General features: G+C 67.5%; 22 protein-coding genes and 3 tRNA genes. 11 read left to right on the forward strand and 14 right to left on the reverse strand.

Features of this window, described 5'->3' with window-relative positions; genetic code table 11:
• Positions 1 to 39: 39 nt before the first annotated feature.
• Positions 40 to 663 (forward strand): hypothetical protein, encoded by a 624-nt coding sequence (locus ACXAID_RS00915; RefSeq protein WP_475020289.1) that lies wholly within the window; start codon positions 40 to 42, stop codon positions 661 to 663.
• A gap of 536 nt (positions 664 to 1199) precedes the next feature.
• Positions 1200 to 1391, forward strand: a complete 192-nt coding sequence (locus ACXAID_RS00920; RefSeq protein ID WP_475020290.1) for a hypothetical protein — start codon at positions 1200 to 1202, stop codon at positions 1389 to 1391.
• A gap of 73 nt (positions 1392 to 1464) precedes the next feature.
• On the opposite strand, the gene ACXAID_RS00925 is transcribed toward ACXAID_RS00920, so the two are convergent.
• The 8 genes from ACXAID_RS00925 to ACXAID_RS00960 form a co-directional block, all read right to left on the reverse strand.
• Positions 1465 to 1821, reverse strand: a complete 357-nt coding sequence (locus tag ACXAID_RS00925) for an HNH endonuclease (protein WP_475020291.1) — start codon at positions 1819 to 1821, stop codon at positions 1465 to 1467.
• Between the two features lie 240 nt (positions 1822 to 2061).
• Positions 2062 to 2907, reverse strand: coding sequence for a phage major capsid protein (locus tag ACXAID_RS00930; RefSeq protein WP_475020292.1), 846 nt, complete (start codon positions 2905 to 2907; stop codon positions 2062 to 2064).
• Between the two features lie 145 nt (positions 2908 to 3052).
• Positions 3053 to 3502 (reverse strand): hypothetical protein, encoded by a 450-nt coding sequence (locus ACXAID_RS00935; protein WP_475020293.1) that lies wholly within the window; start codon positions 3500 to 3502, stop codon positions 3053 to 3055.
• Between the two features lie 49 nt (positions 3503 to 3551).
• On the reverse strand, positions 3552 to 3899 hold the full coding sequence (locus ACXAID_RS00940; RefSeq protein ID WP_475020294.1) for a hypothetical protein: 348 nt from the start codon (positions 3897 to 3899) through the stop codon (positions 3552 to 3554).
• A gap of 1 nt (position 3900) precedes the next feature.
• The gene (locus tag ACXAID_RS00945; RefSeq protein WP_475020295.1) at positions 3901 to 4218 is read right to left on the reverse strand and encodes a hypothetical protein; all 318 of its coding nucleotides are present in this window, start codon (positions 4216 to 4218) and stop codon (positions 3901 to 3903) included.
• A gap of 100 nt (positions 4219 to 4318) precedes the next feature.
• Positions 4319 to 4693: a hypothetical protein gene (locus ACXAID_RS00950; RefSeq protein ID WP_475020296.1), complete on the reverse strand. Its 375-nt coding sequence runs from the start codon at positions 4691 to 4693 to the stop codon at positions 4319 to 4321.
• Positions 4694 to 4762: 69 nt separating this feature from the next.
• Complete coding sequence (locus tag ACXAID_RS00955; protein WP_475020297.1) at positions 4763 to 5431, reverse strand: hypothetical protein; 669 nt, start codon at positions 5429 to 5431, stop codon at positions 4763 to 4765.
• A 220-nt stretch (positions 5432 to 5651) separates the two neighbouring features.
• Complete coding sequence (locus ACXAID_RS00960; RefSeq protein ID WP_475020298.1) at positions 5652 to 5930, reverse strand: MerR family transcriptional regulator; 279 nt, start codon at positions 5928 to 5930, stop codon at positions 5652 to 5654.
• Positions 5931 to 6465: 535 nt separating this feature from the next.
• Here ACXAID_RS00960 and ACXAID_RS00965 point away from each other — a divergent pair.
• Genes ACXAID_RS00965 through ACXAID_RS00975 form a run of 3 tightly spaced genes read left to right on the forward strand, consistent with a single transcriptional unit; the run spans position 6466 to position 8296 of the window.
• A complete protein-coding gene (locus tag ACXAID_RS00965) occupies positions 6466 to 6678 on the forward strand; it encodes a helix-turn-helix domain-containing protein (protein WP_475020299.1) in 213 nt (70 codons plus the stop codon).
• Positions 6675 to 7865 carry a tyrosine-type recombinase/integrase gene (locus ACXAID_RS00970; protein WP_475020300.1) on the forward strand — a complete coding sequence of 397 codons (1191 nt, stop codon included), beginning with the start codon at positions 6675 to 6677 and terminating at the stop codon, positions 7863 to 7865. The genes ACXAID_RS00965 and ACXAID_RS00970 overlap by 4 nt, the downstream gene beginning before the upstream one ends.
• On the forward strand, positions 7865 to 8296 hold the full coding sequence (locus tag ACXAID_RS00975; RefSeq protein WP_475020301.1) for a hypothetical protein: 432 nt from the start codon (positions 7865 to 7867) through the stop codon (positions 8294 to 8296). The genes ACXAID_RS00970 and ACXAID_RS00975 overlap by 1 nt, the downstream gene beginning before the upstream one ends.
• Here ACXAID_RS00975 and ACXAID_RS00980 read toward each other — a convergent pair.
• Positions 8270 to 8342 (reverse strand) — tRNA-Arg (locus tag ACXAID_RS00980). The genes ACXAID_RS00975 and ACXAID_RS00980 overlap by 27 nt on opposite strands.
• A gap of 53 nt (positions 8343 to 8395) precedes the next feature.
• Positions 8396 to 8484: transfer RNA gene (locus ACXAID_RS00985), tRNA-Ser, on the reverse strand.
• Positions 8485 to 8578: 94 nt separating this feature from the next.
• On the opposite strand from ACXAID_RS00985, the gene hisC reads away from it, so the two are divergent.
• The 4 genes from hisC to ACXAID_RS01005 are packed head-to-tail and all read left to right on the forward strand — an operon-like array spanning position 8579 to position 11436.
• Positions 8579 to 9634, forward strand: a complete 1056-nt coding sequence (gene hisC, locus ACXAID_RS00990; protein ID WP_475020302.1) for a histidinol-phosphate transaminase — start codon at positions 8579 to 8581, stop codon at positions 9632 to 9634.
• Positions 9631 to 10113 (forward strand): DUF4334 domain-containing protein, encoded by a 483-nt coding sequence (locus tag ACXAID_RS00995; RefSeq protein WP_475020303.1) that lies wholly within the window; start codon positions 9631 to 9633, stop codon positions 10111 to 10113. The genes hisC and ACXAID_RS00995 overlap by 4 nt, the downstream gene beginning before the upstream one ends.
• Before the next feature lie 5 nt (positions 10114 to 10118).
• The gene (locus tag ACXAID_RS01000) at positions 10119 to 10580 is read left to right on the forward strand and encodes a hypothetical protein (protein ID WP_475020304.1); all 462 of its coding nucleotides are present in this window, start codon (positions 10119 to 10121) and stop codon (positions 10578 to 10580) included.
• Positions 10581 to 10608: 28 nt separating this feature from the next.
• Positions 10609 to 11436 (forward strand): crotonase/enoyl-CoA hydratase family protein, encoded by an 828-nt coding sequence (locus ACXAID_RS01005; protein ID WP_475020305.1) that lies wholly within the window; start codon positions 10609 to 10611, stop codon positions 11434 to 11436.
• Positions 11437 to 11477: 41 nt separating this feature from the next.
• Here the strand turns inward: ACXAID_RS01005 and ACXAID_RS01010 are convergent, their stop codons facing one another.
• From ACXAID_RS01010 to ACXAID_RS01020, 3 genes are all read right to left on the reverse strand, one after another.
• Positions 11478 to 12035: a hypothetical protein gene (locus ACXAID_RS01010; RefSeq protein ID WP_475020306.1), complete on the reverse strand. Its 558-nt coding sequence runs from the start codon at positions 12033 to 12035 to the stop codon at positions 11478 to 11480.
• A gap of 185 nt (positions 12036 to 12220) precedes the next feature.
• A tRNA-Ser gene (locus ACXAID_RS01015) sits at positions 12221 to 12307 on the reverse strand.
• A 10-nt stretch (positions 12308 to 12317) separates the two neighbouring features.
• Complete coding sequence (locus ACXAID_RS01020) at positions 12318 to 12830, reverse strand: MarR family winged helix-turn-helix transcriptional regulator (RefSeq protein ID WP_475020307.1); 513 nt, start codon at positions 12828 to 12830, stop codon at positions 12318 to 12320.
• A 78-nt stretch (positions 12831 to 12908) separates the two neighbouring features.
• Between ACXAID_RS01020 and ACXAID_RS01025 the strand changes: the two genes are divergently transcribed.
• On the forward strand, positions 12909 to 13883 hold the full coding sequence (locus ACXAID_RS01025; RefSeq protein ID WP_475020308.1) for an NAD(P)H-quinone oxidoreductase: 975 nt from the start codon (positions 12909 to 12911) through the stop codon (positions 13881 to 13883).
• 7 nt (positions 13884 to 13890) lie between these two features.
• Here the strand turns inward: ACXAID_RS01025 and ACXAID_RS01030 are convergent, their stop codons facing one another.
• Positions 13891 to 15087, reverse strand: a complete 1197-nt coding sequence (locus ACXAID_RS01030; RefSeq protein WP_475020309.1) for a cysteine desulfurase-like protein — start codon at positions 15085 to 15087, stop codon at positions 13891 to 13893.
• 296 nt (positions 15088 to 15383) lie between these two features.
• On the opposite strand from ACXAID_RS01030, the gene ACXAID_RS01035 reads away from it, so the two are divergent.
• A complete protein-coding gene (locus ACXAID_RS01035) occupies positions 15384 to 15902 on the forward strand; it encodes a bacterial proteasome activator family protein (protein ID WP_475020310.1) in 519 nt (172 codons plus the stop codon).
• The last annotated feature ends 1 nt before the right edge of the window (position 15903 follow it).

Here is a 15903-nt window from a genome sequence, read left to right on the forward strand (position 1 = left end):
GCATCCGGCCAGGACGATAAGGGCCGTCAAAGCTGAAGCGTGTCCAAACCTCCCGCAGTTGTCGTCTTTGACGTCAACATCTACGTGGACATCGCGGGCTTAATTACGCAGCCGTTCACGTGGTCGAAGTTCGACGCTGTAGCCGGGCGCATCATGAACGACCCAGTTCCACACCATGAAGACGCGGCGTTCGATAGTCTGCGGGCGGTCGCGATGTCGCGATCGGGCACAGTGGGGACCGGCGAGAAGCTTGAGGTGTGGACCTCCGAACACATCGACAATCTGACGATCACCAAGGTGCACCAGAACATTCGTGATACCGCCAACGTGGCCTGGTCACACGGCAACGCGGTCGACCTCCACGACGAGATGGTAAATACGCTCGTCTTCGACCTGAGCGGCGGAGGCTCCGTGGGCAGGATTCTGACCCCGTTGAATTTCCCTCCGCTGGACTATGAAGACGGATGTGTGATGAGAACTGCGGCACTAGCTGGCGATGTCACGGAATCGCGCCGCTTCTGTGTCACCCGAGACAGGGATTTTCGCGAATCCTACGTAGCCGACGAGCTTGATCCAACTGTGCAGGTGCTCTACCCGTCGGAATGGGTAGAGCTGCTTAGGATCGCGCGGCGACCCGATCTAGGGCGTATGCGCCGACGGTAACCAATTGGGGTGGAACGTACCGGCCCGCACCATGAGAGCGGAGAGTGGGCCGACTCCGCATTATGAATCGCAGGCCCGCCCGGGAATCCTAGAGCTGTAAGCAGGGAAATTGGCAGTCCGCGCCGACTGTGCTGGTGGGGTGGGGGGAGGGGGTTCGGGGGTGTGTCGGCGTGTTGGTGCTGGTCGATGTGGTGCAGGTCGGTGATGATCACCGGTCTGCCGGGTGAGACGCTCCTGACCTGGGGTTATCCACTGATCGTGTAGTGTCGGTGCCCGGACCTCCGGTTGAAGCGGTCTTCGGACCCACCGTCGCGGTTAGGTATGGCAGGCGCACCTTGGGTGCGTAGGGGTGCAGGGGTCCGGCCCTCTTTCGAAGTAGCCGAAGCGTCCCAATGGCGTGGAAGGCTTTCCGAGCGGGTAAGTGACCCGCCCGGGGAAAGAAGACTGCTATGTCCGGCCCTCTTTCGAAGTAGTCGAAGCGTCCCAATGGAGCTTTCCGAGCGGGCAAGTGACCCGCCCGGGGAAAGAAGACTGCTATGTCAGCATCAGAACGGCAGCTGCGCCGCCGGGCCTCTCAGAGCGGCCTCCGGCTGATCAAGCTGCGTGAAACCAACCGGGACTACTGGCAGTACGGGCCGTACATGCTCGTCGATGTCGAGTCTCGTGGTGCAGTCGCGTCAGGTTTGGATCTCGGAATGGTCGAGGACGAACTGACTGGCGCGCGCTAGGCACCCCGGGGGCCGCCCATCCGATTCACACCGTGATCGGTTGGGCGGCTTCTGTTCTCGCGGTGCTGCATGTTCAATTGCTGTGTCGCCTGTTCGCGGCATCGACTGCTGTGTGGTGGCGGTGACATGGGCCGCAGCAGGATCGGGCGTTGTCGAGGCTGTCCGGCCCTCCGTCGGCGACCGGGGTGATGTGGTCGACCTGGTCGGCGGTGCCGACGCACCGGCCGGGGTAGCGCAGCTGGCACAGGTAGTTGTCGCGCTGCAGGGCTTGCGGGCGGATGACGGTGCGCCAGTAGTGGCGCTCGGTGGCGGCGGCGCTGGCGGTGCGTGGGCTGGTGTTCCAGCCGGAGTGCTCGCGGCAGCGTTTCTGCGGTGAGCGGATGCGGTTGGTGCAGCCCTGGATGGGGCACTGGCGCTGGGCGCGTGGCATGGTGCTCCTCGGTGTTGGTGGTGACCCCCGGGCGTGGGGAGTCTGTCTGTCACAACGAGCGTCACGCCCGGGGTCACCGGCGCGCCCTGGCCAGCGCTGGCGGGTGCGCGCTGCCAGGGCGTCTGGGGGGGTGCCCGACCCGGCGGTGGATGCGCCAACCAACGCATCCCGCAAAGTCCCGTCGGGCCGGGCCCCACCTGCGGCCGGGCCAGCGGTGGGCACTCGCTGCGGCGCAGCCTGTTACGAGCCGCCGCCGATGGTGAACTTGCCGATGCGCGTCGGCCGTACCACGACGTGCCCGAAGCGCCACGTGCCACGGCAGGCGATGCTGTCGCTGGTGAAGTACGTCGAGTCGTCGGTGGCCACGTTGACGGGGCCGACGGCCGACACGATGGCCGACCTGTCGATGACCAAGCCGCTGTTGGCGGTCATCTCCTTGTTGACGATCACCGGCAGCGACAGGAGCCGCTCCACCGCGTCGGTGGTGCCCGCCCCCAGCAGCGAGCTGTTGTAGTCGACGCCGGTCTTCAGCTTGCGGAATTCGGCCCACCCCAGCGGGTCGAGGACGATGTGCGTCGGGGTGGCCCGGTTGGACTGCAGGAGGGCGATCAAGTCGACCAGGCCGTCGAGGTCGTCGGCGATCACGCCCGCGTCGATGACGTTGCCCGTGTTGAGCACACCGGCGACCGGCGCGCTGGCCGGGCTGGGGTCGACCTGGGCGAGGAACGCGGCGTCGCCCTTGCGGGTCAGGGCGCGGGCCACTGACTGCGAGATCTGCTCGGCGGTCTGCGGCTGGTTGAACTGCTCGCGGGACAGCCGCACAAGCATGGTGGCCTTCGAGGTGTAGACAAGGGCCTCGCTGAGCGTGGGCTCGGCTTCGGGGATCTCGGCACCCTCAGCGGAGAACTGGGCGGTGTCATCGTCGATGTAGGCGACCCTCACGACCGGGTCGTCGCCCTCCACGGTGGCGCCCACACTGGAGCACTCCAGAATGACGGCATCGCCGACGGCGTCGCCGGGCGCGAACGAGAAAACGTCGGGCGACCAGGCGGCCGCCGAGGTGGTTGTCTTGTGGGTGAAAGCCATTGTGGGCCAGCCTTACTACGGCACGATGACGCGCCGCGAACGATTCTTGTGGATTCGTTCGGCCCCGCTGCCCGGCGCTGGCCCCGACCACGAGAGGCCGGTCGAGGGTGCCCGGCACCACCAGGATCACCCTCGACCCGTGATTCTACTCCGAAGTGCGCTTCGGTTTGAACGCGTCAACGAACGACGGGCCGCCTGCCGGTGCCCGGCCGTCGCTGGTGACCAGCCCGGCCGGGGCGGCGGGGTTGACCCCCCGCCGGGCCATCTCGGCTTGCACGGCGGCGTCGATGTCGGCGCGGTGTTCCTCGGCGCTGGCCCGCATCTCCTCGGGGGTGTCGCCCTTGACCTTGTCGACGGGCACGTCGTGTTCGGTGGCGATGTCGCGGCGCTCGTACTCACGCACCCGCTCGGCGAGCCGGTCGCGCTCCTCGGCCACCGGCCGTAGGCCCTCCAGTTCGGCTTCGGCGTCGCGCAACCGCTGCCGGTAGCGCGCGTCCTTGGCGTTGTCGGGCTCGCCCGTAGGATCGGCCTCGGACGGTTCGCCGCTAGGCGGCGACTCCGCAGCGGTGTCGCCGCCCTGTGGTGCCGATGGCATGTCGGGGTCCTGGCCAGGTGCCCCGTCCGGCGAGGGCGGCGGCGCTGCGTTAGTGGCGGTCGAAGACATGGCGGTGCTCCTCACAGAATCTCTCGGTCTCGTGCAGCTCGCCCAGCCGGGTGGCCAGCCGGGACAAGGCTTCGGCTGTTCTCAACGACGGGCATGCGTCGACACAGGCCAATACAGCCCGGGCGGCGACGGCGACGGTCTTGTCGTCGTCGAAGTAGCGGCCCGCCAGTTCCATGCTGGTGCCGCGCTTCTCGACGACGGCCAGGGCAACGAGCTGGGCGCCGATCAGCTCGTTGACATCGAGGACCGGCAGAGGCACTCCAGGCTTGGGCTCGTCGGGCTGCTGGAAGTCGTGGCCGTTGCGGGTGCGCTTGCGGTTGATGGTCATCTCAGTTGTTCTCCTCGGATTCGCGCCGGGCGACGCTGTCGCTGATCGACTGCTGCAGGTGGGTGATGAACCGGTCGACGGCCAGGAAGGTTTCGGGCCGGTCCAGGTCGAGGCCCCACGATTGGGCGATGAGGCGGGCGGCGGCGTCGAACAGTTCGCGTTGGCGGCCGTCGTCGGCGACGGCCTGCCACAGCTGGTCGCACATGGTTTCGTCGCCGCGCTTGAGCGCGACGGTGTAGACGGCAGCGCTCATGGTGAATTCGCCGACATCGCGGATCTCGCGCGACGAGGGACGCTCGGTGGGGTCGAAATCGGTCATTCTCAGGTTTACCTCCTGTTGGTTGCGGTCAGCCGTGCTTGGTGGGTGGCGTGGTTCTGCTTGGTGACTGAGATGGCGCTGTCGTGGCCGTTTGCGATGGTCATGCGCGGTCTAGCTCCAATTCTGCTCTGAGGCTGGCGATTACGGTGCGGCCGACGCCGATGCGGGTTTGCAAGGTGTCGATCTTGCGGCGCTGGGCGCGGACGAGCGTGTCGGCCAACTTGGCTGCCAACCGCTCGTCGGTGGTGGCGGCGTCGGCGACGGCGTGGCGGTGGTGTTGCGGGCCGCTAGCGGCGAGGTAGGACTTCGACCACGCCAACGTCAGTGCCTCGGCGGTTTCGACGGCGGTCTGCTCCAGGCCGTCGAGTTCGGCCTGCAGCTCGGGCAGCTCGGCGGACAGCGTCAGCAGCAGGTCGATGGCCTGGGCGTGGGTCCAGCCGCCGAGACGGCTCGGCGGGGTTGTCTCAGTGGGCATTCCCGGCCCCCAGATCGCCGGAGACGGCCGAACGGGCCGCCCGTGGTGGCGCAGCAGTGCATTCGGGACTCATGGCTTCCACCGCCTGCCCCCGTGCCACGCGCACCGATCGGACCCGGACTCGGCAGTGTCCCCGCATCCCTCCTTGGAGCAAGCCTTCCCGAAGGCTTCCGGAAGGCTTCCCGAAGGGACGGTTGCGGGTGAGAGTGAGGTTGTGGTTGAGGCTGAGGAGGAGGGGGAGGGGGAGGAGTCACGGCGAGCTTCGATGAACCGGTACAGCTCTTGGAAGGCCGCCTCGTTGCGTTCGATAAGTGCCTGCTGGGTGTCGGCGGCGCTTGGGCCCCGGCCGAGCTTCACCTGCGGTGGGCTGACGATCAGCAGTTGTTCGAAGGCTTTGTCGCGTAGGTGTTCGGACTGAACGGTTTGTACTGCCCGGCATGCGGACTGGTAGATCTGTGGCTGCTTGCATGAGTCGAGGCGGATAAACGGGACGACGAAGATCTCCTCGGTGTCGAAGTCGGCGAGCACCCAATTGTGTGCTTCGAGACCGGCGAGGACTTCGCGCATGTCTGCTTCGCTGGAGTGTGGGGTGAATCCGCGACCCCATTTGCCGAGTTGCAGCGCGTCGATGCCTGCGCCGTTGAGGTTGGGTGAGATCCACATCTTCATGAACAGGAGTTGCTCCAGGGGGCTGAGCTTGCGGAACTGCTCGTCGGCTAGCAGTTCGGTGGGGAACATGGCGGCTCGTCGGGGCATCAGAGATTCACCGCGCAAGTGCCGAATCGCACTGCGGCGCAGACTCTGTGCGGCGCTCGCGGTGCTACAGTGGGCGTTGCCCTGGTACGGCTCTGTTGGGAGGGGCGGTGAGCGGGATCTGGCCCCGCCGCCGGCCCTTTTCTATGCGTCATGAACGCCTTTCCGGCTCAACAAAATTCAGGGTGGCTTCGCGGTCGGCGCGTCAGGGGGCGTTTGGCTGATCGGCAAGAGGCGCGACCGCGGCATTCCGATCGCGCGTGCGGGTGGGCTTCGTACTGGCGGCGGCCAGCGCGGCGACCCATTCCTGCAGGGCATCCTCGGGGATCAGACGGCGGTTGTTCACAAAGATGGATCGCAACTCGCCGCTCTTGAGGGCGGCGAAGACTTTCGTGCGGCTGATCGAGGTTCGGGCAACGACAGTGTTCACACTGTTGAACAGGATGGGCGCGTCCTGGGGCGCGTCGGTTCGCGGCGCTGGCATCGGTGCGGAGTTCCTCTCGGTTCCGAATGGGTGCCATCCAGTACACGCCAGTTCGCCCACTACTTCCAGCTTATTACTCACCAATAGTGTTGTGGCACAGCGTCACACAGCCGTTATACCTGGTAGGTGGAGCGGGCTCTCGAAAATTGTTGCCGGGCCCACAAAACTGTTTCCGCAGGTCGCAGCGAGGGCCCTGGGCGGCGGTCGCCGGAGATCCCGTGACGTGCCAGCAGCCTTCGCGGCCTGGGCGGCCGACGTACGGTCGGCCTCGGAACCCTCGCCCGAATACGGGCGAGGGTCTACCACCTTCCCCGCGAGCAACCGCGCGAGTATTCGCGGCTGATCCCGTGTGTAGTAGCCGCCTAGCCCTGATCGGCGATAGAACCTATCCGCGCCCGTGCGACGACGATGGCTTGCTGGGCCTTTGGGTCATATTGCGCCGGTTGATGTTCACCGCCAGCGCATAGTGGGGTGTGCCTACCCTGACCACCATCAGCGTGTGTTCAAGTGTTCAACTAGGTGTAATGTGGGGGTTGTGACCAGGAAGAAGACTCCTGCACCGCAGGTCGGCTGGGTGAAAGGCCGCGACGGCCGGATCCGGCCCGATCGGCGCGTCGACACCGGCCCCCGCGACGAGCTGATCCGCGCCCTGCGGGCCGAGGGCCAGTCGGTGCGCATGATCGCCGAGCAGGCCGACTGCTCGGTCGGCACCGTGCACCGCGTCATCAGGCAAGGGGAGAACCGATGAGCCGCCAGCAGCTGCCCCCGCAGATCCGCAAGGTCGCGATCACCGACCGCAAGACCGGTAAGCCCGTGGCCCGCTATCAGGTGACGGTGGACGGCGGCCGGGACGCCGACGGACGACGCCAGCAGGTGCGCCGCCGCTACCCCACCGAGCGAGACGCGCGTGAGGCTCTCGCCCGGTTTCAAAGCGACTCTGCTGCAGGTATTTTCGTGCCGCGCAAAACCGTCACCGTGGAGGACCTGGCCGCCGACTGGCTGGCGTCCCTGCACCACCTTCGGGCCAGCAGCATCCGCGACTACGGCTACGCGATCGCCCCGCTGCGGGAGGCCCACGGGTCGATGCCCGCCCAGAAGCTGTCCCGCGCCGACCTGGACCGGCTGATCGTGGCTCTGCGCGACGGGGGCACCGTCACCGCCGACGGCAATACCCGCAAGCCGTGGGGGCCGCGCTCACTCAACCAGACGATCAAGGCCGCCAAGCTGCTGCTGGGCTACGGGGTGGAGCGCCGGGTGCTGGCCCACAACGCGGCGGCCGGGATGAAGGCCGTGCCGCGCGAGCGCGCCGAGATGGCCACCTACACGGACACCGAGATCCGGGCCGTGCTGGCCGCCGCCGCCAAGGACCGCGCCGGACACCTGTGGTTCCTGGCGCTGTCCGGGCTGCGGCGCGCCGAGATCGCCGGACTGAGGTGGGCAGATGTCGATTTCGACGCCAGCACCCTGACGGTGGCGCGGGGCCGCGTCCAGGTCGGCGCGACCGAGGTCGCCGAGAACGCCCCCAAGACGGCGGCGTCACACCGCACCCTGCCCCTCGATGAGGGCATGGTGGCCGTGCTGCGGCGGGCCCGGGCCGCCCAGAAGGCTGAACGGTTGAAGGCCGGTGCCGCCTACGTCGACAGCGGCTACGTGGCTGTCGACGAGGCCGGGCGCGCGTATCAGCCGGGCTCGCTGACGAACATGTGGCACCGGCTGACGAAGGCGGCCGGGGTGCGCCCGATCCGGCTGCACGACGCCCGGCACACGGCCGGGACGGCGATGCATCTGCGGGGGGTGCCACTGGCGGTGATCTCGCAGTGGCTGGGCCACGCGGACGCGTCCATCACGGCCCGCATCTACGCGCACAGCCAGCCGGACGCGTTGAAGGCTGCCGGGGCCACACTGGGTGCCGTCATGACCGGGTCGGAGGCCTGATGATCTACTACCACACCACCGACGCGGCGGACGCGATCCTTCGGGACGGGTTCCGCGACGCCACCGGCGGCTACCTGTTCGCGACCACAGTGCTGACCGGTGTGTGGCTCGGCGATTCGCCGATGACCGTCAACGAGGGAGCGAAGGGCGAAACGGTTCTTCGCGTCGAGTTCCCCGACGACGTGGACCTCGGGGACTTCGAAGTGATCGAGGACTGCAAGCCGTACCGCGAGTGGTGCGTGCCCGCCGAGCTGATCAACGAACGAGCCTCGGTGACACTGATGGCGGCAGACGATGAGTTACCCACGGCTTGTGACACTCTCGTGACACCGGGCCCTCTGGTGTTCAGATCTGAGCAGCTGCCCGACTGGCTCAAGCGCAGGTCAGGTGAGCTTTCCGCGAAGCGCGCCCGAAGGGATTCGAACCCCTAACCTTCTGATCCGTAGTCAGATGCTCTATCCGTTGAGCTACGGGCGCATGGTGTGGTGCTTGTTCAGTTGTATGACGCCGGCGAGCCGGCAGTGTCACCGCGGAGGCGAGAGGATTTGAACCTCCGGTCCACTTTGAGGTGGACAACTCATTAGCAGTGAGCCCCATTCGGCCGCTCTGGCACGCCTCCTGACGTTTACCGCCGAGCCAAGAGCGTACACAGCCGATACCTGCAGAAGCAAAGCACATCGAAGAGTGCACCGGCCGGGCCATAAACTGGTCGGGTGTCCGCCCGTCTGCGCCCCGAACTCGCCGATCTGCCCGCCTACACCCCGGGCAAGACGGTGCCCGGCGCCATCAAGATAGCCAGCAACGAGACCGTGCACGGCCCGCTGCCCAGCGTCAAGGCCGCCATCGAGGCCGCGGTCGACGGCATCAACCGCTACCCCGACAACGGCTACGTCGAGCTCAAGGAGCGCCTCGCCAAGCACGTCAACTTCGCCCCGGAGCACATCTCGGTGGGGTGTGGGTCGGTCAGTCTGTGCCAGCAGCTGATCCAGATCACCTCCACGGTGGGCGACGAGGTGCTCTACGGCTGGCGCAGCTTCGAGATCTACCCGCTGCAGGTGCGCACCGCCGGCGCCACCCCGGTCCAGGTGCCGCTCACCGAGGAGACCTTCGACCTGGACGCGATGCTCGCCGCGATCACCGAGAAGACCCGGCTGATCTTCGTGTGCAACCCGAACAACCCGACCAGCACCGTCGTCGACCCGGACGCCCTGGCCCGGTTCGTCGAGGCGGTGCCGCCGCGCATCATGGTGGTGCTCGACGAGGCCTACATCGAATACGTGCGCGGTGACCTGGTGCCCGACAGCTTCGCCCTGGTCCGGTCCCACAGCAACGTGGTGGTGCTGCGCACCTTCTCCAAGGCCTACGGGCTGGCCGGGCTGCGCATCGGCTACGCGGTGGCCGACCCGGACATCGTGACCGCGCTGTCCAAGGTCTACGTGCCGTTCACCGCCACCAGCGTGTCGCAGGCCGCCGCGATCGCCTGCCTCGACGCCGCCGACGAGCTGCTGGCCCGTACCGACGCCGTCGTCGCCGAACGGTCCCGGGTCAGCGCGGCGTTGCGCGACGCCGGCTACGACCTTCCGCTGTCCCAGGCCAACTTCGTCTGGCTGCCGCTGGCAGGTCGGGCCCAGCAGTTCGCCGCCGACGCCGCCAACAGCCGCGTCATCGTGCGCCCGTACGGTGAGGACGGTGTGCGGGTGACCGTCGCCTCCCCCGACGAGAACGACGCATTCCTCCGATTCGCCCGATCATGGACAGGAAACCGATGACCTCAGTAGGCACCGCCCGCGACACGTTCACCGCCCTGACCGAACGCACCGACACGATCTCCGACGCCGAGCTCGACGACTTCTGGGCCACCCTTGCTCCGGCCACCATCGACTTCATGATCGGCGAATGGAAGGGCGGCGAATTCCACACCGGGCACATGGCCAACGGCTTCATGAACAAGCTGAACTGGTTCGGCAAGACCTTCCACTCCGCCACCGACGCCAAGCCGCTGGTGTGCCTGGACGCCGAGGGCAACAAGTTCTCCAACACCGAGGCGATGAACGGGGAGGCCAGCCTGTGGATGGAGGAGTTCCGCGGGGAGCTCGTCGCCTCGATGGTCTACGACGGCAAGCCGGTGCACGACCACTTCAAGGTGGTCGACGACAACGCCGTGGTCGGCATCATGAACGGCAAGGGCGCGCTGGACACCAGCTCCGGCACGCCCCGCCATCTGTATTTCCATCTGGAGCGGGTGTAGTCACCGTGATCGGCGCGAAGACGCAGATCAAGACCGCGGCGACGGCGCTGGTCGGGCTCGGGCTCGTCCTCGGGGTGACGACGGCCTGCCAACGAACCACCGAGGGCGCCGTCGCGCAGACCACCGAACCGGGGCCACCGCTGACGTCGGCCCCCACCCTGCCCAGTCGCTCGCCGGGTATCCCGGGGCTGCCCGAGATCCCGGGAATCCCCATCCCGGACATCCCGCTGCCGACCCGCAACACCAACGTTCCCGAGGTTCCCGCCCCGCCCAACGCGACGTCGATGATGTGCGACGAGTACAACGACCTCGACGAGGCCACCAGGGTCGCGGTGGTGCGCGCCATCCTCGCCGAGGAGAACAACCCGCTGGGCCCCGACGGGGAGTTCATCGGGCAGATCCTGGCCGATGCCGCCTGCCAGTTCCTGCCCAGCGCGCGGGTCAGCGAGATCCTGATGGGTGGCTAGCCGGACAGACTGGTTAGCCTTCATGGTCATGGGCAGCACATACGAATCGGTGACCGTCGACATCGCCGATCACATCGCGCAGGTGACATTGATCGGTCCGGGCAAGGGCAACGCGATGGGGCCGGCTTTCTGGGCCGAGCTCCCTGGAGTGTTCGCCGAGCTGGACGCCGACCCCGACGTGCGCGCGATCGTGCTGACCGGGTCCGGTAAGCACTTCAGCTACGGCCTGGACCTGGCCGCGATGGGCGGCACCCTGGCCGGTGTCATGGGCGGTGACGGAGCCACCGCCAAGCCGCGCGCCGATTTCCACAAGCACCTCAAGGCGATGCAGCAGGCGATCACCGCGGTCGCCGACTGCCGCACCCCGACGATCGCCTCCGTGTCCGGATGGTGCATAGGCGGCGGGGTGGACCTGATCTCGGCGGTCGACATCCGCTACGCGAGCACCGACGCGAAGTTCTCGGTGCGCGAGGTCAAGCTCGCGATCGTCGCCGACGTCGGCTCACTGGCCCGGCTGCCGCTGATCCTCAACGACGGGCACCTCAAGGAGCTGGCGTTGACGGGCAAGGACATCGACGCCGCGCGCGCCGAGAAGATCGGCCTGGTCAACGACGTCCACCCCGATGCCGAGGCGTGTCTGGCCGCGGCCCGGGCCACCGCGGCCGAGATCGCGGCCAACCCGCCGCTGACCGTGCACGGCATCAAGGACGTGCTCGACGAGCAGCGCACCGCCGCGGTGTCGGCCAGCCTGCGCTACGTCGCCGCGTGGAACTCGGCGTTCCTGCCGTCCAAGGACCTGTCCGAGGGCATCACCGCGATGTTCGAGAAACGGGCCCCGAACTTCACCGGCGAATAACCCCGGGCGGACTTGCCGCCTTCGCCGCGAAGCGTTCCGAATCAGGTCCACATCAGCGAGGCGGACAAGAAAAGGCCCCACCCAAACCCGGCGCCATATCGCCGTCCATCCCATTCGAATTCGTGCAATTCCTGTGCGGGCAGATACTCGTCGAACAAGGCTGCCGTGGAAGTGACCCTGGCCGGACCAAAACACTGGACGAAATCTGCGGTATCCATGCTCCACGGAGGCTGGGCAGTCGGAGCTGCGGCGCACCCCGGCTCACCTCGAGCACGCCGGTATGCGGCCGTCTGAATCGAACCATCACGGCCGGCGGTAGCGGCGAAATCGAATTCCGGCCAAAGGATTCCTTCGAACGACAGTGCACCTGCATCGCGGGCGTCTACCCCGACGAGAGTCTGCAGCTTCGCGAACTGCGTGGCTTTGTCACGCAATACCTCGGCCACACGTTGATGGATTCGTTCGGCATCACCGAAAGAGAGATCGTGCTCGGCCAACTTGGCTTCACGTTCGGCATCCTGATTTGTCATGCCGTACTTCATGGTCACCAGCAGGTACACCTCGAAGTCGAGCACATGTGCAAAGGGGGCGGTGTTCATCGCTGCCTCCTCCATGATCCCGAATACGGCAGGAACTGGCTCGAGTCACCCCTAAAAACCGCAACCGCCCCGTCCGGGGACAGCTGCATCGCGATGGTTTCCATGAGACGCGCCGGTAGCGCGAGCGGGTGATCGACGACAGGAGCCGGGGCGTGTCCTGTGCCCGCGAAACCGCTTCTGACCTGCGGTGGCGGAGGGATTTGAACCCCCGGACGGTTTTAGCCGTCTCTCGCTTTCAAGGCGAGTGCATTAGGCCGCTCTGCCACGCCACCGCGCGTCAGTCTAGACGCGCCCGATCTTGGCGGGCGGCCCCCCGGCCTTGAGTGCCGCGCTGATCCGGCGGCTGTTCTCCCCCATGGCAGTGACCTGCGAACGGGACAACGGGTCCAGGAAATGGGCGCGCACGGCGGCGCCGTAGGTCTGCAGCGCCTCCTCCAGCGAGCGCCGCCCCTCGGCGGTGATGCTGGCCAACACGCCGCGCCCGTCTTCGGGGCTGGCGCCGCGCAGAACGAGCCCCTGGCGTTCCAGCCGGTGGATCTGGCGGGTCACCCGGCTCGGCAGCGACATCAGCGACTCGGCGAGATCGCCCATCCGGGCCGACCCCGTCGCCGATCTGGCTAACAGATCCAGCAGCCGGACGTCGTTGAGCGTCAATTCATGGCCGTCGACCAACGACCTGTTGATGGTCGCGTACAACCTCAGCGAGGCGTCCAGAAAGTTCTGCCACGCCTTCTGTTCAGCAATGTCCAGTCCGGGCGTATCGCTCGCGGTACGGCCCCCGATGATCCCCTCCATCGTGACAATAGTAAGGGGGCCGGTGGGCCGGGGAGGCGAAAGCGCGGCGTGTTTACCCAGCGTAGTAGCGTTTTGGGAATGCGCGCGATCGTGGCCGAGTCCCCTGGCCGACTCACCTGGCAATCAGTTCCCGACGTGACGCCCGCCCCCGGGGAGGTGTTGATCCGGGTGACCGCGGCCGGCGTCAACCGTGCCGACCTGCTCCAGGCCGCCGGCAAGTACCCGCCGCCGCCCGGCGCCAGCGACATCATCGGTCTCGAGGTGTCCGGCACGATCTCCGCGTGCGGCGAGGGCGTGACCCAGTGGACCGAGGGGCAACCCGTCTGCGCTTTGCTGGCAGGCGGCGGCTACGCCGAGTTCGTGGCGGTGCCGGCAGCCCAGGTGCTGCCGATCCCCGGCGGCGTGGCACCCGAGCACGCGGCCGGCCTGCCTGAGGTCGCGTGCACCGTCTGGTCGAATCTGGTCATGACCGCCGGGCTGCGCGCCGGGCAGCTGGTGCTGCTGCACGGCGGTGCCAGCGGCATCGGCACCCACGCGATCCAGGTGGCCCGCGCGCTGAACTGCCGTGTCGCCGTCACCGCCGGCTCACGCAACAAACTCGACCTGTGCGCCGAGTTGGGCGCCGAGATCACCATCGACTACCACAACGAGGACTTCGTCGAGATCGTCCGCGCGGCCGGCGGCGCCGACGTCATCCTCGACATCATGGGGGCGGCCTATCTCGAGCGCAACGTCGACGCGCTGGCCGCCGACGGACGGCTGGTCGTCATCGGCATGCAGGGTGGGGTCAAGGCCGAGCTCAACCTCGGCAAGCTGCTGGCCAAACGGGCGGGCGTGATCGCGACGGCGCTTCGCTCACGCCCGATCGACGGGCCGAGCGGCAAGGCGGCGATCGTCACCCGCGTGCTCGACGATGTGTGGCCGATGATCGCCGACGGCCTGGTGCGACCGGTCATCGGCGCACAGTTCCCCATGGCTCAGGCGCAGGCCGCCCACGAGCTGCTCGAGTCGGGCGATGTGTCGGGCAAAGTCATTCTGCGGGTGGGCGATTAGCCGCAGCTCAGCCCAGCGACGCGAGCGCGCGGACCAGCTGGTCGACCTCGGCGGTGGTGCTGTAGTGCGCCAAACCGACGGTGACGGCGCCGCCGATGTCGTTGACCCCGATCAGGTCGAGCACCCGCGAACTCGCGTTGGGGATCGCCAGGATGCCGTTGTCGGCGAGGCGTTGCACGACCCGCTCAGCGGGAACGTTGCTGATCGCGAAGCTGAGTACCGGGATGCGCACCTCAGGGCTGCCGATCACCATCACCGTGGGCAGTGACCGCAGCGACATCAGCAGGTAGTCGAACAGCCCGCTCATGTACGCGGCCGCCGACCGCATCGAGACGGCCAACCGCTCACGCCTGCTGCCCCCAGCCGAATCATCTAGTCCGGCAAGGTATTCGATACTGGCGACCACACCGGCCAGCAACCCGAACTGGTGGGATCCGAGTTCGAGGCGCGCCGGGCCGGTGGCATACGGATTCAGCGAGACCGAGCCGAGCGCGTCGATGGTCGCAGGATCGCGGAAGACCAGCGCACCGATCGGCGGGCCACCCCAGGCCAGCGCGTTGACCGCGACCACGTCGGCGTCGATCTCGTTGATGTCCACCAAGCGGTACGGGGCAGCCGCCGAGTGGTCGACGACCACCAGCCCGCCGACCTCGTGCACCAGTTTGGTCACTTCGCGCAGCTCGGTGACGGTACCCAAAGTCGCTGAGGCAGAGGCGATCGCCACCAGCCTGGTGGGCCGGGTGACCAGCGCCTCCCACTGCCAGGTGGGCAGCTCACCTGTCTCGATGTCGACCTCGGCCCATTTGATCTTCGCGCCGAAACGGTTCGCCGCCCGCAGCCACGGGGCGATGTTGGCTTCGTCGTCCAGCCGCGTCACGACCAGTTCGTAACCGAGCCCGACCCGTGCCGAGGCGGCGTCGGCCAACGAGGTCAGCAGCACCGCACGGTCCGCCCCGAGTACGACCCCGGCCGGGTCGGCACCCAGCAGATCGGCGATTGCCTGACGGGCCGCGGCAAGCACCGCCGCACTGCGGTGCGCCGCCGGATGCGGGCCGACCGGGCTGGGCATCGACCCGCGGAACGCGGTGGAGACCGCCCGGCTCACGGTGTCGGGCAGCAGCATGCCGTTCTGCGGGTCCATGTGTACCCACCCATCGCCCAACGACGGATGCAACCCACGCACCCGGGCGACGTCGTATGCCATGCCAGCCCACCTTAGTGCGTCGAGGAATTCCCCCGTACCGCCCGCTCAGGGGCCGGTCTGGCGGATGCTCGACCAGTCTCGCTGCCCGTTCCGCACCGGAACAAGTCATCTGCGCAGCCATACTAGTCCAGGTCGCCGACGAGGCAGAGTGCTACCGAGCCAGGCGTTGCTGGGTACATCCAGGCAATCATCGCGGGCGGCGCAGACCCGTCCGGCGCGCCCGCCGTGAGAAGATCGGTTCCCGAACCGCGCAGCCCAGCCGCGGAGGAACAGCGAGGGTGGGGCACCCTAGGAACATGACGAGCGATACCGACGACGACAACATCGAGATCATCGGCGGCGGTCCCGACCAGGTGGACGAGGAACACGGAGCCGACGGCAAGGCACTGACCGACCTGGTCGAGCAGCCGGCCAAGGTGATGCGGATCGGCACCATGATCAAGCAACTGCTCGAGGAAGTACGGGCGGCACCGCTCGACGAAGCCAGCCGCGGGCGGCTGCGCGACATCCACCGCACCAGCATCTCCGAGCTCGAGGACGGACTGGCCCCCGAACTCCGCGACGAGCTCGAACGCCTGACGCTGCCGTTCACCGAGGACGCGGTGCCCTCGGACGCCGAGCTGCGCATCGCCCAGGCCCAGCTGGTGGGCTGGCTGGAGGGGCTGTTCCACGGCATCCAGACCGCCCTGTTCGCTCAGCAGATGGCCGCACGTCAGCAGCTCGAACAGATGCGTCAGGGCGCGTTGCCGCCCGGCGTGAGCGTGCCCGGTCAGCGGGGCGGTCCCGGACACCCCGGCACCGGTCAGTACCTGTGAC

This window comes from Mycobacterium sp. ABE4_509 (genome assembly GCF_056160785.1).

What these genes read in the sequence shown, in the direction of transcription:
- ACXAID_RS00920 (WP_475020290.1), top strand. Translation starts at nt 1,200, where the DNA reads ATGTCAGCATCAGAACGGCAGCTGCGCCGCCGGGCCTCTCAGAGCGGC.
- ACXAID_RS00925 (WP_475020291.1), bottom strand. Translation starts at nt 1,821, where the DNA reads ATGCCACGCGCCCAGCGCCAGTGCCCCATCCAGGGCTGCACCAACCGC.
- ACXAID_RS00930 (WP_475020292.1), bottom strand. Translation starts at nt 2,907, where the DNA reads ATGGCTTTCACCCACAAGACAACCACCTCGGCGGCCGCCTGGTCGCCC.
- ACXAID_RS00935 (WP_475020293.1), bottom strand. Translation starts at nt 3,502, where the DNA reads ATGCCATCGGCACCACAGGGCGGCGACACCGCTGCGGAGTCGCCGCCT.
- ACXAID_RS00940 (WP_475020294.1), bottom strand. Translation starts at nt 3,899, where the DNA reads ATGACCATCAACCGCAAGCGCACCCGCAACGGCCACGACTTCCAGCAG.
- ACXAID_RS00945 (WP_475020295.1), bottom strand. Translation starts at nt 4,218, where the DNA reads ATGACCGATTTCGACCCCACCGAGCGTCCCTCGTCGCGCGAGATCCGC.
- ACXAID_RS00950 (WP_475020296.1), bottom strand. Translation starts at nt 4,693, where the DNA reads ATGCCCACTGAGACAACCCCGCCGAGCCGTCTCGGCGGCTGGACCCAC.
- ACXAID_RS00955 (WP_475020297.1), bottom strand. Translation starts at nt 5,431, where the DNA reads ATGTTCCCCACCGAACTGCTAGCCGACGAGCAGTTCCGCAAGCTCAGC.
- ACXAID_RS00960 (WP_475020298.1), bottom strand. Translation starts at nt 5,930, where the DNA reads ATGCCAGCGCCGCGAACCGACGCGCCCCAGGACGCGCCCATCCTGTTC.
- ACXAID_RS00970 (WP_475020300.1), top strand. Translation starts at nt 6,675, where the DNA reads ATGAGCCGCCAGCAGCTGCCCCCGCAGATCCGCAAGGTCGCGATCACC.
- ACXAID_RS00975 (WP_475020301.1), top strand. Translation starts at nt 7,865, where the DNA reads ATGATCTACTACCACACCACCGACGCGGCGGACGCGATCCTTCGGGAC.
- ACXAID_RS00995 (WP_475020303.1), top strand. Translation starts at nt 9,631, where the DNA reads ATGACCTCAGTAGGCACCGCCCGCGACACGTTCACCGCCCTGACCGAA.
- ACXAID_RS01005 (WP_475020305.1), top strand. Translation starts at nt 10,609, where the DNA reads ATGGGCAGCACATACGAATCGGTGACCGTCGACATCGCCGATCACATC.
- ACXAID_RS01010 (WP_475020306.1), bottom strand. Translation starts at nt 12,035, where the DNA reads ATGAACACCGCCCCCTTTGCACATGTGCTCGACTTCGAGGTGTACCTG.
- ACXAID_RS01020 (WP_475020307.1), bottom strand. Translation starts at nt 12,830, where the DNA reads ATGGAGGGGATCATCGGGGGCCGTACCGCGAGCGATACGCCCGGACTG.
- ACXAID_RS01025 (WP_475020308.1), top strand. Translation starts at nt 12,909, where the DNA reads ATGCGCGCGATCGTGGCCGAGTCCCCTGGCCGACTCACCTGGCAATCA.
- ACXAID_RS01030 (WP_475020309.1), bottom strand. Translation starts at nt 15,087, where the DNA reads ATGGCATACGACGTCGCCCGGGTGCGTGGGTTGCATCCGTCGTTGGGC.
- ACXAID_RS01035 (WP_475020310.1), top strand. Translation starts at nt 15,384, where the DNA reads ATGACGAGCGATACCGACGACGACAACATCGAGATCATCGGCGGCGGT.